This is a genomic window from Methylobacterium sp. XJLW (assembly GCF_003254375.1).
In the GTDB taxonomy this organism is placed as follows: Bacteria; Pseudomonadota; Alphaproteobacteria; order Rhizobiales; family Beijerinckiaceae; genus Methylobacterium; species Methylobacterium fujisawaense.
Map to the genome: position 1 here is coordinate 1,373,891 of NZ_CP016429.1, position 14,263 is coordinate 1,388,153.

Annotated in this window: 8 protein-coding genes and 3 pseudogenes; 1 reads left to right on the forward strand and 10 read right to left on the reverse strand. The window is 66.6% G+C overall.

Annotation, left to right across the window (positions count from 1 at the left end):
- Window positions 1–91 precede the first annotated feature (91 nt).
- From A3862_RS06450 to A3862_RS06465, 5 genes and pseudogenes are all read right to left on the reverse strand, one after another.
- Window positions 92–877 (reverse strand): annotated as a pseudogene (locus A3862_RS06450) (phage terminase large subunit family protein); the annotation flags it as partial.
- 223 nt (window positions 878–1,100) lie between these two features.
- A pseudogene (locus tag A3862_RS06455) lies at window positions 1,101–1,238 on the reverse strand (IS5/IS1182 family transposase); the annotation flags it as partial.
- The gene (locus A3862_RS31415) at window positions 1,234–1,515 is read right to left on the reverse strand and encodes a hypothetical protein (RefSeq protein WP_043074888.1); all 282 of its coding nucleotides are present in this window, start codon (window positions 1,513–1,515) and stop codon (window positions 1,234–1,236) included. The gene A3862_RS31415 and the pseudogene A3862_RS06455, both read right to left, overlap by 5 nt.
- Window positions 1,516–1,843: 328 nt before the next feature.
- A pseudogene (locus A3862_RS06460) lies at window positions 1,844–2,083 on the reverse strand (transposase); the annotation flags it as partial.
- Window positions 2,084–2,693: 610 nt separating this feature from the next.
- Window positions 2,694–3,818 (reverse strand): mechanosensitive ion channel family protein, encoded by a 1,125-nt coding sequence (locus A3862_RS06465; protein WP_024828366.1) that lies wholly within the window; start codon window positions 3,816–3,818, stop codon window positions 2,694–2,696.
- Window positions 3,819–5,152: 1,334 nt separating this feature from the next.
- Here A3862_RS06465 and A3862_RS06470 point away from each other — a divergent pair.
- Window positions 5,153–5,881 (forward strand): hypothetical protein, encoded by a 729-nt coding sequence (locus A3862_RS06470; RefSeq protein ID WP_043074887.1) that lies wholly within the window; start codon window positions 5,153–5,155, stop codon window positions 5,879–5,881.
- A 186-nt stretch (window positions 5,882–6,067) separates the two neighbouring features.
- Here A3862_RS06470 and A3862_RS06475 read toward each other — a convergent pair whose 3' ends face one another.
- The 5 genes from A3862_RS06475 to A3862_RS06495 form a co-directional block, all read right to left on the reverse strand.
- Window positions 6,068–6,889: a hypothetical protein gene (locus A3862_RS06475; RefSeq protein WP_071000299.1), complete on the reverse strand. Its 822-nt coding sequence runs from the start codon at window positions 6,887–6,889 to the stop codon at window positions 6,068–6,070.
- 1,392 nt (window positions 6,890–8,281) lie between these two features.
- Complete coding sequence (locus tag A3862_RS06480; protein ID WP_133250924.1) at window positions 8,282–11,251, reverse strand: phosphoribosyltransferase-like protein; 2,970 nt, start codon at window positions 11,249–11,251, stop codon at window positions 8,282–8,284.
- A complete protein-coding gene (locus A3862_RS06485; RefSeq protein WP_024828370.1) occupies window positions 11,190–11,600 on the reverse strand; it encodes a hypothetical protein in 411 nt (136 codons plus the stop codon). Before A3862_RS06485 ends, A3862_RS06480 begins: the two co-directional genes overlap by 62 nt.
- Window positions 11,601–12,334: 734 nt before the next feature.
- Window positions 12,335–12,730: a hypothetical protein gene (locus A3862_RS06490; RefSeq protein ID WP_024828371.1), complete on the reverse strand. Its 396-nt coding sequence runs from the start codon at window positions 12,728–12,730 to the stop codon at window positions 12,335–12,337.
- Window positions 12,731–13,516: 786 nt separating this feature from the next.
- Window positions 13,517–14,101, reverse strand: coding sequence for a PepSY domain-containing protein (locus A3862_RS06495; RefSeq protein ID WP_052517014.1), 585 nt, complete (start codon window positions 14,099–14,101; stop codon window positions 13,517–13,519).
- Window positions 14,102–14,263: the final 162 nt, after the last annotated feature.

Here is a 14,263-nt window from a genome sequence, read left to right on the forward strand (position 1 = left end):
GTATACAGGATGCAGTTCGTTCCAGAGACCACGAACCACCTCCGGCGCGCTTCTCACGGAAGCGCGCCGAATTGTTTTCTAGAAGCCGCGGTCAAAGCCGCCGGATCCGCGGCTCGGCCTGCGGCCCGAGCATCAGATGCGTCAGCGCCCAGACGAGGGCGTCGAGCCGGTCGGGCGAGGCCCCGCCGGACAGGCCGTCCGGCCCGAAATCGCACAGTTCGTCCTCCAGCGCCGGGAACGCCCCGACATGGTGGACCAGTCCGCGAGCGTAGAGCAGCGAGACCGGCTCGGCGCGGAGATACTTGCCGCGCGTAGCGTGCACCCGCGTGACCGGCACCGCGGGGTCGCACTGGCTGAGCACGGCGGCGGCCATCTCGCCACCCTGGTTGACCTCGACCACGAGGGCGTCGGCCTGGAGGCGGTGATAGAGCGCCAGCGCCGCACCCGCCCAGGCCTGCGGGGTGGCACGGGCGAGGCTCGCATCGGCCAGGACGTAGGCGTGCCCCCCCGCGCGCCCGGCCGCCACTATCCCGCAGGCATCCGAGCGCGCCCCGGAGGCGGCCGGGGGATCCACCGCCACGACGATCCGGCCGAGATCGGGCGCGGCGGCGACCCGACCCGCCTCCAGCGCGGCGCGGTTCCACAGGGCGTCGTCCCGGTCGGCGATGAGCTCGCCGTCGAGTTCCTGACGGCCGAGCCGGGTGCCGGCGTAGCGCCCGACCACTTGGTCGAGGAAGTCCGGCGCGAGATGCGCGGCGTTGTCATGCGTCCGGGCCCGGCTCACCACCGTGCGCGGATCGGCGAGCAGGCGGCGGATCAGCGGCACCGGCCGGGGGGTCGTCGTCACGCAGTTGCGCGGCCGGGCGCCGAGGCGCATGTAGGGAGTTGGAAAAAACTGCCCCCGGCGGCTGACAAATTCCCAATGCCAAAAAGGGGTTAGGCAAAACCCTGTTTAAATTACACACCCCCGTCCCGCGGAAAAAGCTACCCATCCCACGAATATGATCAGAATAAATTGCCCCGGCGCGTCAGACCCCGCGGCAAGGCGCACGAAGTTGTACCGCGGCGGCCATCCGGCTCCTTAGAGTCCGTCCGAGAAGTCAGGCTGATCGGGCGAGGCGCCTGACGAGGATCATGACGGCTGCGGCGTAGAGGAAGGCTCGTGCGGAGGCGAGTGTCGCTTCCGGATCCTTCCAGAGGCGTCGATTGCGGCTGATCCAGGCGAAGAACCTCTCAACGGTCCGCTGTACAACGTTGCCCTCTGCGAGCGTCGGCCTGATCCGGCCCGCTCGGGGGTGGTGGCACGCGGAAGACGATCTCGATGTGGCCATCATCGATCTCGATGCGCCGAACCATGAGACGAAGAACATCGCGCTTGGCCGTCCAGTCCAGAACGTTGAGGCTCTCGCGCACGCGAGCGGAGAAGAGCTCCAACTGGCCAACAATCAAGGTCAGTTCGCGCTCGGCTTCGCTCGCAGCCCGGATCTCCTCGCGCTGCTCCTCCAGTTGCGCCACCCGACCCCCTCAGATCGGCGATGCGCGGCTCGAACTCGCTCCGTTCGATCACGCCCTCAGCATAACCGTCGATGAGCCGACCGATCCCGCGCCGGAGTGTGGCGATCCGGCGCTCCGCCTCGCCCAAGTCCGCGGCACTGCCCACCCTGGCGCTCACCGCAGCTAAGCGTTGCTGGTATTCGTGGGCCACCCGCGCGGGATCGTTCAAGATGGCCTCGACCTCGGTCCAGACAGCGCGCTTAAGGCGATCGCTGCGGACGGGCCGGTTGGTGCAGACCGGCTTCCCATCGAACCGATGGCCGTCGCTGCCGATGCAGCGATAGGCACCGTAGCCGAACGTGGTCGAGCGCGGCGGCAGATCCTTGGGGATCATCCGCCAAGAGATCCCACCTCTCAGAACGTAGAAGATGGCGTTCAGGACCTCCCGTGTCGTCCAGAGCGGAGGCCGACCACAGGGCGCCGGCCTCGGCATCAGTGGCGCGATCACCGCCCACTCGGCGTCGGTCAGTTCGGTTTCATAGCGAAGGCCCACGCGGCTATGCTGCCGCCGGGTGGTCGGGGTCCACATGGCGCTTCCAAGTCAGGCTTCAGCACCCCCCTGGAAGCATCGCCATCCCGGCCACTCAACCCCGCTTCAGACCCTTACCGGACGGGCTCTTAGGGGCGCGGTGCTATGATCGTGTCCAGCGCATGCCCGGCCAGCGATTGATCTCACGTTCCTTCAAGGCAAGGTAGACCGGATGCATGATCCAAGATAGCCATAAGTGCTCCGTTCCGACAGCTTCAATCACTCTTCAAATCCAGACAGCGACGGAAGCGGCTGGCGCGCATGCGATCCCATGCATCTAACACCGGATCGAGAGGTTTCATGGCCGGGGACGATCAAGTTAAACCGGCTGATGCACAACTCAAGGTCAATATGGCGTCGGGATCGTGGTCGTTCCTCAAAGCGCAGGCTGGCCGGTCCGTTGGCTACATAAGCCAAGCATGGGAATCGGCGGTGCTCCCATCCGAACTTCCGTCGTGTCACGGGTGGTCGTGTAGCTCGCGGGGGTGGGGGGCATCGGCGAATGCCGGGTAAGGTTCGGCTGCGAGCACCTGCCTCAAACCTAGAGCCCCCGATGATTGACGAGATGATGAGCGTTCGCGGCGTGTTGGTGAAGTGCGCCGACGCCGAACTACTGTGCCGGGGCGCAGCCTGCTGACTGTGTTGGACGGTCACGATCGATTCGGAGCCATTCCGTCCTATACCGCGGCAGCGCGCTGGGCAGCTCGGCCTGCAGGAAGCCGACCATCTTCTCCCGGACTTCACATCGCAGATCCCAGGCCTGCGAAGCATTGCGAGCGCTCATCAGCATTCGAATTTCAATCACGTTCTCTCGCACGTCTGAGACCTGGAGATTCACGACCTTTCCGTCCCAGAGATTTGATTGCGCGGCGATCTCTGCAAGCTTTTTCCGCATGGCTGGGATTGGCGCGGTGTGGTCGACGTAGAGGAAAGCGCTTCCGATGAGCGACGAACCCTCGCGCGTCCAGTTCTGGAATGGCTTTTGAATAAAATATGTCAGTGGCACGACAAGCCGACGCCAATCCCAAAGCCTAACAACCACGTACGTCGAGTTGATTTCCTCGACCCAACCCCATTCGTTCTCAACGATGACCGCATCTTCGATCTTGATAGGCTGCGTTATCGCGATTTGGATTCCGGCAACGAGGTTCGAGAGTACCGGCTGCATCGCTAGACCGAGGATCAGGCCCGCGGCTCCCGCCGAGGCCAGAAGGCTTACGCCGTATTGCCGCACGGGCTCGAACGTCATCAGGCACACGGCGACCGTAATCAACGCCACGAGCGTCACGGCCGCGCGTTCGAGGAGGCGCACCTGGGTGAAGTGCTTGCGCGCGAGAAGGTTGTCTTCAGCGTCGAGTTTGAATCGCCGCAGGTAAATGACGGTAGCGATGTGGATCGCGATGCAGCAGCACCAACCGGCGAGCGCAACGAAACCAACGAGCAGAAGATGGTTCACCAAGACCCGGACCTCCCGGGACACCGGTGCGACGGCGGAAGCGGCACCAACAGCGACGATGATGAGGCAGAGACGGGTGGGACCTTGCGTCCGTCGAACGAGTGAGCGCCAGAACAGGCCTCGGTCTTGAGACGCTCGTGTCAGGAAGCGATACGCGAACTGATGAAGTGGCAGCACAACAACAAAACATCCGAGAACAAGAGCGACACTCTGCGCCCAGCCCGGCAACCAACGCAGCCATCGCATAGCGTCAGTAAGCACAATATCCGCATGCTGCATCGACTCTCCACATCTTGTAAAATGAAGCGTGACGCGCGAGCGACGGGGAAGACGCTTCCGCTCGAACTGTCACCCTCGTTGCCTACCGACCGCGAGTGCCGTCGGTGTCGTCGGCCCCAGGACGCTCGACACCAATACGATCAACCGGTGAATACACGTCTCGGCAAACAGGCGTGACATATTGGACCGCCTTATCGGAAGATATAATCCGGCAAGTGATCGTAGTCATCGCGGCGACGGAACATAATGCTGCAGGACGGCGCGGACTGGCCGATCCCACCTCGCCCACGAACTGGACCTGCCGCGAACGCCAGGTTCCGGAGGCGAGACAGACGGCGGTCGCCTCGAATGTAGCCGACCGTCTGTTCGTCCTAGTGAGGGCGCGGCCGGTGTTGCCGCCCTCCTGCGAACGGGACGGCCGGCAGGAACGTGTTGGAGCGAGGACCGCGATGGAGGCCAAATCTCGCAGACCCGTGACTACCCCCTCGGAATGCGCGATCGCCGCCGGGAGGCGAACCATGGTCGCCTGCCCGACCCCAGTCCGGACCACCGCCATGGCCGCCACGCTCGAATGCGAGGGCGGCGGTCGCACTCGATACTGTCGCGACGAACATGAATGCGGCCGTCAAGTACTCGACAGTTTGTTTCATCATCTAAAACTCCGTGTCGGCTGCGGATTGTCTGGAGACGTTCGAAAGTTCGGATAAACGGACGCGGTCTGGCTCTCGAAGACTACGATAGCTGGGTGGCCGAGCACGGCAGGGCTCGGTATTTCTGAGCCGTTTTGCCGAGGCGTCGATCCTCCTCGGCCGTCTCCAGGGGGTAATCCTTGGCATATTCGGCGTCGGTCGAAAGCGCGACGATCAAGATAGATCGCGGGTTTGTCTCCAGATCCTCGCGATCGTGACAAAGTGTGTCTGACCGAACAATTCCGCCGTTGGCCCGAATCTATCAGTTACCCTTAGGTTGTCGCATCCATCTACACTCACGCAATATGCCCCACGATGCTCCGATCCCTTCGGAGCATTTGCATAATCGCCAAGAATGACCCGAAGCACTCTCAGTTTTGCCGAGGCGTGCGCGCAAGAGCGCGTCGAGGTGCTCACCTCGGTGCAGCGCCGGCCGCAGGACCACGCGAGAGAAGTTGCGCCTGGTCGAGCCGACGTATCTCCCCGGCCAATCCGTCTGGCTCGGTGATCGCGCCCGACAATGACGCATCAGGCGTCCGCGGCGTCAGCAGCTAAACTCTGAAGCTGCATGGCGCTTGCGCCGCCCTGACGTTTGTCCCTTGCATGATCAACCGCGAACCTCGCTGCGACACACAGGAGGTTCCCATGCCCATCGCCACAGAAACATGCGTCGCGAATGTCGAGATACACGAAACTCCTTTCGGGACGCGCCACGTCGCGGCCGCGTTCGGCGACGAGGTGTGGGTGAGCGTCGTCCCCTTGGATTCGCTGCCCTACACATTGACGGATAGGCCTTACCTGCGGCCGCACTCCCAAACGGTCATGTTCACCGTACTTCGGTCCGAGGACGGCAGCCGCGATGTGGTGCTGCGCCACAATCCCAGGAGGCGGCCGCCGGCGATCGACGCCGCGTTCAACCATGCGCGGGGGCTCGCGACCGCCTACGCAAACGATCATGCCGGCTACATGGACGAGCTGCGCGTGACCCAGCGAGACGAACGGCTCGCCGAGCTTGCGAGGCTCGTCGCCAATACACCGACGAGGAACGAGAAGTGGCTCACCGATGAGCTCAAGAGGAAAGCCGAGGGCAAACTAACGATGCTGCCCGAGGCGTGGCAGGAACTGATTCGCGGGACGGTGCCAACGCATCAGGGGCTGCTGGCCGCCCCTGAGCCGCTCGGTCCGCTGCTGCGCCGAAATTCGCCTGAAAACGAAATCGAAAAGCTGGTCTTCCAGGTTTGCGGGCACTTGGTCGGGATTCAGCGCATCGAACACCAGGAGGAGCAGATCAGGGCTAAGTACCTCGCCGAGGCCGAATCGTTGCGCGATGAAGCGGACCGAGAGGCGGTTCCGTCGGGTCCATCCCTTCCTTGATCTCGGCGGCTGCGGCGACCTGCTCCGCGACAGCACGCCCGAAAGCGTCCGAAACGCCGCGAGCGCCGCGCATCGCGACATTCGCGGGGTGGCTGACGGCCCCACGGCTACCCTGGACCGACGCGGGCTCGGAGGCCCGGTCGGCCCGACGATCGTGAGTCGCACTATCTGGGGGGGGCGTCGAGCCTATGCCAGGGGTTCGAGCGGCGTGACCGCACGGCCGGTTGCGTGGTGATCGGACAGCCGCGATTGAGCCCCGGTCTCCCCTCCCGCCGACGACCTTGGCGCCGGGAGGCTTCCGGCACGGCCGATCGCCAAGGAGTCGCTGATCTCGCCGTTGTGAGCGGCGACCATGACAGCCAGGGCGTGGGACAGTGCCGCCTGACTTGTATCGTCGGGGTTCCAGTCGTCGTGGAAGTACTGGCGTTCGAGCCAAGTGGCGAGATCGTCGGCGAGCGCGTCGACCGCCCTCGCGCCGCATGCGTGGCCATCCCCCACCCCCGGCACGCTGCGCGAGGCTGCCCCGCCACCCGCCCGAAGGGCTGTCTCCCGCCCCAGACGAACTGTGCCGCCCGCCCATCCGCTTCCGACGTCGAGATGCGCCTTCACCGTACGCAGTGCAAAAGCACTCGTCACGTGGAACGTCGCCCCGTCGGGGCGGAATGCCAATCCCGCCAGGGCACGGTCTATCGCGGATCTCGACGCCGAGCGCTGACGTTCGACCTCGCGTCTCAGGAAGGCGCGCCTATCTCCGGCATCGCCGGAGCCCGCGGTCGGCGCCGCCTGCCTGCCCCCGCCCAGGATCACACTGGAGGAGGCGATGCGTGCGCTCCCACGCTCCGTGATCACCGCGAGGGCGACGTGCCCCCTCCAATCGGGATCCGACCACCACGCCATCGTTTCCGGCGAGTCGATGTCACCGAGCGTTCGCGCGAACAGGTCGAAATGCGGCAGGGTCCCAGGCCTGGGATCCATGACAACCCCGCCCCCGACCGACTCCATCTGCATGTTCGCCTCCCGGACATCCTTCCTTCGGCACGATGCGGCGGCCCGGCTTAACGGACGCCTGAGCGGGGTCGGGTAGTCGATCCATTGGTTGACGAAACGTCGATGTCTGGCGTGGCTCGCGGCGTGGCATCCGTGGCCGACCGGCCGATCCGGCTTGGACCCACGACGACGCCTGGACGGCGACGGATACCCCGGTCTCGACGGCGACAGCGGCGTGGGGCCCACACGCAGCGGCAGCGTTTCGCCGCCCCTCGGTCGTGCCGTCCGCCATGGTCCCGAACGACGGCGGGCCCGCGATCTCGTTCGGCCGGGCGTTCGAAGGCCGTCCGCACTTTCCGCCACGGCGTCGAGAACGGGGGATCGATCGTGCGCGAGCGCGCGCGCCGCCGAGTCCGTTACTCGATCTCTGGCGGGCTCGGCGAGCCGGTGCCCCCCCGGGAAGTTCCACGGCGGCGTTCGCGCAACGCCACAGCGCCTCGTTCGCCGCGGGATCGCGCTCGATTCTCCCGAGATGGTCCACCGCGCAGTACATCGGCTCATCGTCAGCGTCGGGATGGCAGAAGGGCGGACCGACCTCCATGTCGCCATGCGTGCGGACCAGATAGGCGCTCGTGGATTTCTGTCGCAGAAGCGTCGCCAACTCTCCGGAAAGCGCCTCGACGATCTCGAATGCGCCCCAATCGTTGATCTCGACGAGGTCGCAATAGCACGACCCCTCGCCATCCTCGTGACGTCCATTCGGCGACGGGGTGGAGATACGTAACGGCAGCGTCACGGCATCGCTCCTCGTGGATCGTCGGGCTCGAATTGGCGGCGACTTCGCTCGGCTGGAGGAGGGAGATCCCGCGGCCCGGCGAGCGCGAAGCGTCATGCCGCCCGCACCGGTCGCGCACCCCAAGTTCGCCTAGGGCGAAGCCGCGACCGTAATGGGGATCAGGGACACGGACCCCGTCGCCGCGGGCGGTGTGGCAGGATCACAACCGTGACGGGGCCACAGACAGCATCGGCGCTCGCGGCGTCGCGCGAGGGCGTAGCGACGAGAGGTCGGCTTCACCCGTTGATAAGGCGCCACGATGTCAGGACGATCCTCGGCAGAGGACGATGCGATCCGGATCATCCAGGCGGCCGCACGCCGCGTGAACGGACGCGTCATCAAAGCGCGGCGCGGCCAGGCGAGAGCCCGCTTTGGCCATGACCACTCCGGGCCCCCGCTCCCGGCTCCGGGGACAAGGTGGGTTGGAGTCGGACTTGGACCCGCGACCGGAGCGTCGAGCGCGTCGGCTTCCGCGCCGGGGCCGACGACGTGGGCCGGGCTCGTGCTCGGGACTTCGGTCCGCCCGGACCGAGACGACGGAACTCGCCGACACGCCCGGGACCGCCGGATGGCGCCGCCTACCCGAAGACGAGGTGCTTCCGGTACCCGCGCCTGAGGAACAGGGGGAGCCAGGGTTGCCCGGCATAGGCGCCGGGACACCACAGCGCGGTGATCGCGTGCGAGGGGGCGCTGGTGGGCGTGACCATGACGCTGCCGATGCCGCCGTAGCCGACCGCGTCGGCCGCGAGCGCCGCGTCCGCCGCGGCGTCGACCGGAGCGTCGCCGTGCCTGATGGCCCGCAACAGGCCACGACCCACCTCGGCGAGGAATTCCCGCAACGGTCCCGACAGGATCGGGCTCGCCGGGATCAGTCGGTCGAAGACGACGTCGAGGTCGGCGAAGCCCGCGGACCGCGCGGTCTCGACGACGCGGGTACGCCCGGACTCGGTGCCGTGCACGAACATCAGCCTGACCCTGCCGGACCGCAGCAGCTCCAGCGTCCGGTCGCCGGGGGCGCTCATGTCGATGTTGCGCTCGCCCTGGATCGCGGCGGGCCATCGCTCGCGCGGGACGCCGGCCCAGTGCAGGATCTGGGCGCTGGCCTGGCCGCCGCTGGCGAACTGGTCGTCGACGAAGGCGACGCAGTCGGCCGGACCACCCGCCAGGCGGACCTCAAGCTCGGCCAGATTTCGGACAAAGCCGTGGCCGGCGCCGAGATAGGTGTCCCGGCGCTCCTGCTCCAGCGCGATGCCGGTCACGTTGCCGCTGTTCGGCGAGAAGCGGGCGAAGACGATTCCACCCTCACCCCGGGCCCGCGACGCGGCGGTCATCCGATCGAAGGCTTGCCCGACCGCGCCGCGGGTGATGATCGTCCCTTCCGCCAGCAGGGACAGCATCTCCGGACGCAGGCCGACCGGGAACTGGCGGACGAAGGCAGCCACCGATCCCGGGCTGACCTGCCAGCCCCCCTCCCCCCGGAACGTGGCGTAGCGCGCCGCGACGGTGCCGCACCGCGGCAGCAACCCCCCGTCGAGCGGCACGATCCGCTCGGCGGCCCCGAAATAGCCGGCGCGGGCGGCCGTCGCCATGTCGTCGAGCAGCCTGCCGTGGTCGACGCCCGTGCGCGAGCAGACCTCTTCCAGGCGCAGAAGCAGGCGCGGTCGGACGGGGAAGCCCTCCCGGGCGGAGCCGTCGCCCGTTGCCGCCCCGTCGGGGATCGACGACGCCATGGTCCCCGCGTGCAGGTCGTAGAGCACCTTCGTGCACGCGACCGCGACGTAGGGGAGCCATTCGCGGTCCGCGTGGACGTGGTCGACGCCGCGCCCGAGATTGTCCGCGTTGGACAGCTCCTCGGACTTCGTCCACTGGCCGCTGTGGCCGATCGAGTTCTTCTCGCGGACGAGCACCTCGTTGATCGGCTTGAGCTCGAAGCGCGGCGACAGGCCGACGTAGGGCTCGGCCGCGTTGGGCGCCGGGGGTACGAAGCCCGGGTCGACGCTGCGTCGGACCGCGATGGCCTCGCGGCGGATCAGGTCCCGCAGCTCCGCCAGCCGCCGCGGCCTCTCGACCGGGTCGACCGGCACGAGCTGGTCGAACAGGCGCCAGCACGTGGCGCGTCGGTAGACCAGTTCGAGGTCGGCCAGCGCGCCCCGGGCGTCGTGCACGTCCCACTCGCCCGCGTCGAACACGTCGCGCAGGCTCACGAACGGCTCGCAGGCGTCCCGGTAGATCACGAACGCCCGCTTCGGCAGATCCCGGGTGACCAGCCGGGCGGCGATCTGGCGCGAGCCCCGCTCGCGCGACAGGCGCGCCAGCAACTCGTCGTCGCCGTACCCGAACCACGTGAAGATGTCCCTGGGGTCCGGACCGGCGGTCGCGGGCGCATCGCGGATCGCCCCGTGGACGGCCTCGGACAGGACCTGCTCGGCGTTGCGCGTGAGCTGGTGCAGGTAGACGCGCTGGTAAAGGACCGCCTTGGCGTTGGCGAGCTCGTCGTAGGTGTCGATCCCCGACGAGTTGACGATGAAGTGCACGCCGGCGGAGAACCGGCCGCCTCCGGTCTGGCCGATGCGCGACCGGCTCAGGGCGAGTGCCTGGTCCTGCGAGATCCGGACCAAGGCCGAGTTCAGGAACACGCGTGACACGTCGACGCCCACCGGGATGCCGCATTGGCGGGCGTCGCGGTTCAGGTAGTCGATCTTGTCGGCGTCGACGGCGGCCCCGGAGATGAGGTTGGCCAGGCCGGGGTACCGGGGGTCGTGCGGCACGCCGCCGATGAAGCAGCAGATCTCGCGCAGCCGGCCATCGACGTCGTCGGCGCCGAGCACGCGCCCGTAGAACGCCCGGAAGCGGGGCGACAGGCAGACGGCGATCGACAGGCACTCGGAGAGGCCCGACTCGAACCCCTCCTCCCTGAAGCAAGCGATGAAGTCCTCCAGCTCCATCCCGCCGACCAGGAGGCCCGCCCCGGCGGAGAAGGCCGTCTCCCCCGCGTGCGAGAACGCGAGGTGACCGACGTCATGGAGCAGTGCGGCGTGGGCGAGGCTCCGTGCGACAGCACCGTCCGCCGACGGGTCATAGAGCTGGTACTCATCGTTGCCGGCCCGCAGGATCGGCTCCCTGCGCGCGGCGTCGCTGATGGATGCGACCAGCCGCTTCAGGACGTGCGTGACGCCCAGCGTGTGCGAGAACCGGCTGTGCTCGGCCGAGGGATAGGTCAGGAACGTCAGGCCGAGCTGGGATATCCGCCGCAGCCGCTGGAGCAGCGGGGAGTCGATGATGGCGAGCTCGTGCGGCTCGAAGTCCATCATGCCCCAGACCGAATCCTTGACGTACTTGCGACGGCCGCCGTGCGGCGGCGCGGTCAGCCGCTCCACGTAACCTCCGTCGAAGCCGAGGGCGTCGAGGGCGCCGTGCAGGGCCGGCCAGAAACCGGTCGCCGCGTCTAGCCTCTCCTTGATCCGCCTGACGCCCATGCCCGTCACGTCATCCGGCAGCCAGGTATCGGTCGACGCTGTCCCGGGCGAGATCAGACGTGGCGTCGTCAAGGCCGGCGACGATCCGGTCGGCCATCTCGGCCGGCAACTTGATCACGATGTCCTGATAGTACGGGTTGGGATGGTCCGTCAGGTACACCTGCTTGGCGCGCAGCAGCGTCTCGAAACGATCGAACGAGCCGATCGGACTGGGCCTGAAGACGTTCCTGATGTTCACGATCGAGCGCCTCAGATCCTTGTCCGCGGCCCCGTCCACGCCGGCGAACCCATCGAGGAACAGGTAGACGCGGTATAGGCCGTCCCGGACGTCGGGATCGTTCAACCTGACCATGTTGCGCCCACGCTTTATCAGGTAGGCGGCGAACGCCTCGATGAAGCCGTCGAGCGTTATGCGTGCCATCTCAGCCGACCCCGAATCGATCCCGACATGCGTGCCTGCCACGGAACATATCAAGAACTCCTTAACCAGCCATCGTGCACCGCGCCGCGGTCCGCGTCGGGCTTGGCAGGGCCAAGCCACCGAACCGACGGGCCTTGGCGCCCGAACGTCCGTTCTCGACCGCTGGGCTAGGACTCCGGCCCCGCGACATAACCGCAACTCGCGTGACCGGCCAGCGAGGCGGGCGGCGGATCATCGCGGCGGAGCTGACCGAGGCCGATTCCGTCCGCCCAAGCATCGGCCCTCGCTGCGTCCTTGTCACGAGCGCTGCCCGGGCCCGGAAAACCTGTCGGGTCTCCTCGGGTCACAGCCGGTCGCGCTCGTCGACGAACCCTACCCGCCTTCCCAAAGCGGCCCGCACATCCGTGAACGGTTCGTAGACCCGATGCCACGCCTCGGCGGGGGGCGGCAGCCGGTCGACGCAGGCCACGCAGGGGCGACCTTTCGCTGTTAGGCCCGCGCGTCCGGCCCCTGTCGCCGCACCTGCCGATTGGGAGCGTCGAGCTGCCGGTCGGCTTGGAAGCGGCTCCCAACCAGAACCGAGTTGGCCCGTTGGTTCCTCTGCCAAGATCGGGAAGGCCGCAGGGTCCTGACCGGCGCCGACCGGGGCCTCACTTCGAATCGAGATTCCTTCGGTCTTCGAGGATGTTGGCTCTCCCGAGGGAGGGCGCCCTTCGGCTCCGACTCACATCTATCTAAGCTTTCAGGACGTCGATCGTCGCTTGCTCGATCCGCTCGAAGGCGGAGACCACGTCCAGGTTCTTTTGGTAGGCGCCGATGGCGTTGCGGAGATCCATGGTTTCCGCAACGCTGTTCACATTGGGCAACTTCACCAAGCCCGCGGCGTCCGCGGCAGGGTGGTCGGCCATCCGCCTGAGCGGAAAGGCCGACGTGTTGGCGGCGACGCGCAGCCTTGGGGACGGATCCTCGCCGACGGGTTCGAACAGGACATGCCTGCGTCGATAGGGGTCGCCTCCCGGCGTGGCCGCCGTCGATTCTGCGTTAGCGAGATTCTCCATAATGACTCGCAAGCGCGCTGCCTGCACCCGCATGCCCCCGATCGCCAGATCGCGCCCCGTGACCTCACCCATCGATGCATCAAACCCGCTTGTGCACTGAGGCCCCTCGCGGACAATTGATCGTCGGCATGGTTAACGATTGGTGAAAGCCACCCCTCCTCGATCCGGTGCAAGCGCGAGAGATAACGTTCCGACGCTGGCCCCGTTGCTTGTGCAAGCATCCGGCGGACTGCGCGCGACCGCATTGCCGCCCACAACGCAGGCAAACCAGGACGTCCGCAGCTGAGCCGCCACCGACGGTTGGCAACGATCGTCGACCTACCCGTGCGACGTCGTCGGACCTGTCTTCGAACTCGAACCGACGACCCGACAGATCAATCGACGCCGGGTCGTCGCGATCATCTCATAGATCCCCGGCCCCGGTTGGGATGGGCAGTCGAGATCCGCGTTGACCACGATCTCGCCACCGCGGTCTCGCGCCTGCAGGACTCAATCGGCGGAAAGATCGCGATCAGTGCAGGCATCAGCCCATTCGGGCGAGCGGCCGAGGCTCACGATCTCGACAAGACGCCTGCGACGCATGTCGTACTGTCGTCGTCCGCCGCGGCGACGGGGTGCGCACGATCACGATGCTGTCTCGGACACCTCTCGGGCTGGCCAGTCCCCCGTTCCCGATCACTTGGCGGCGGCTTCGTGTCTTTCAGAACAACGCAAACACCCGCGCTCGCTTCGCCCCTGAGACGTCCGGAACCAAGGGCGATCCCGAGGCGTAGCGGCGCATGCGAGGAACCGGTTCGATGGACGGCGGAGTCGATGCAGCCGGGGCGGACGTGGGGCTCCTCCGGGGCCGGGCCAGTCCTACCTGCTCGGTATGATCCTTCCGTCAGCCCCGACCTTGACCTCGTGCCCCTCGCCGTTAGTCACCACCGTGATTTTGTATTGCACGCCGTCATCCTCGCGTTCGATTTGAGCTTCCGCGACCTTGTCGCCAGTTTTCGCAGCGATGACGGCCGCTTGCCTTAAGCTCAAATCGACATCTCGCAGGTTAGACGGTTTCAATGAAGTGAAATAGCTTTCGATCGGATGATCGTCGCTTTTGGTCACCTGACCGGAATTAGCGTCGACACGATGATGGGTGAGCTTGCCATCGTCGCTGAGCAGCTTGACCTCGTAGCAAGGCTTGCCAATCCCGCCCTCGAACTCGGCCATGATAGCGCGGCCAGGCCCCTCGCCCTCGGCAATCTCCAGGGCTTCGACCAGAGAGACCTTGGCGGCCGGCAGCCCTTCGTAATCGCGCTCTCTGTGGCCGGTCGTGCCGTGGGCCAATTGCACGCCGCTCGAAGGGATAGCCGCCGGCGCCGCAATTCGGGCGATCGCGCCCGTCTGAGCCGTGGCGAGGCCAACCATGATTGGCAGCGCGATGGAAAGGGCAATTCGGGACATGGCGTCTTCCGTCGGTTCTCGAACAGTTACGAAGCAGTGCGGTCGCGGCGCAAGTGCAACAGGGCGGCCAGAGGCAGCAGCTCCGGCCGTTAGAGATTTCACGATGCCTGGTTCAGGCTTGCACCCGAGCCGATGATCGTCTTCCTCGCATCGATGTTTCCG

Excerpts from the sequence above, each read along its gene's own strand:
- A3862_RS06465 (WP_024828366.1), bottom strand. The coding sequence starts at position 3,818 with ATGCAGCATGCGGATATTGTGCTTACTGACGCTATGCGATGGCTGCGT.
- A3862_RS06470 (WP_043074887.1), top strand. The coding sequence starts at position 5,153 with ATGCCCATCGCCACAGAAACATGCGTCGCGAATGTCGAGATACACGAA.
- A3862_RS06475 (WP_071000299.1), bottom strand. The coding sequence starts at position 6,889 with ATGCAGATGGAGTCGGTCGGGGGCGGGGTTGTCATGGATCCCAGGCCT.
- A3862_RS06485 (WP_024828370.1), bottom strand. The coding sequence starts at position 11,600 with ATGGCACGCATAACGCTCGACGGCTTCATCGAGGCGTTCGCCGCCTAC.
- A3862_RS06490 (WP_024828371.1), bottom strand. The coding sequence starts at position 12,730 with ATGGGTGAGGTCACGGGGCGCGATCTGGCGATCGGGGGCATGCGGGTG.
- A3862_RS06495 (WP_052517014.1), bottom strand. The coding sequence starts at position 14,101 with ATGTCCCGAATTGCCCTTTCCATCGCGCTGCCAATCATGGTTGGCCTC.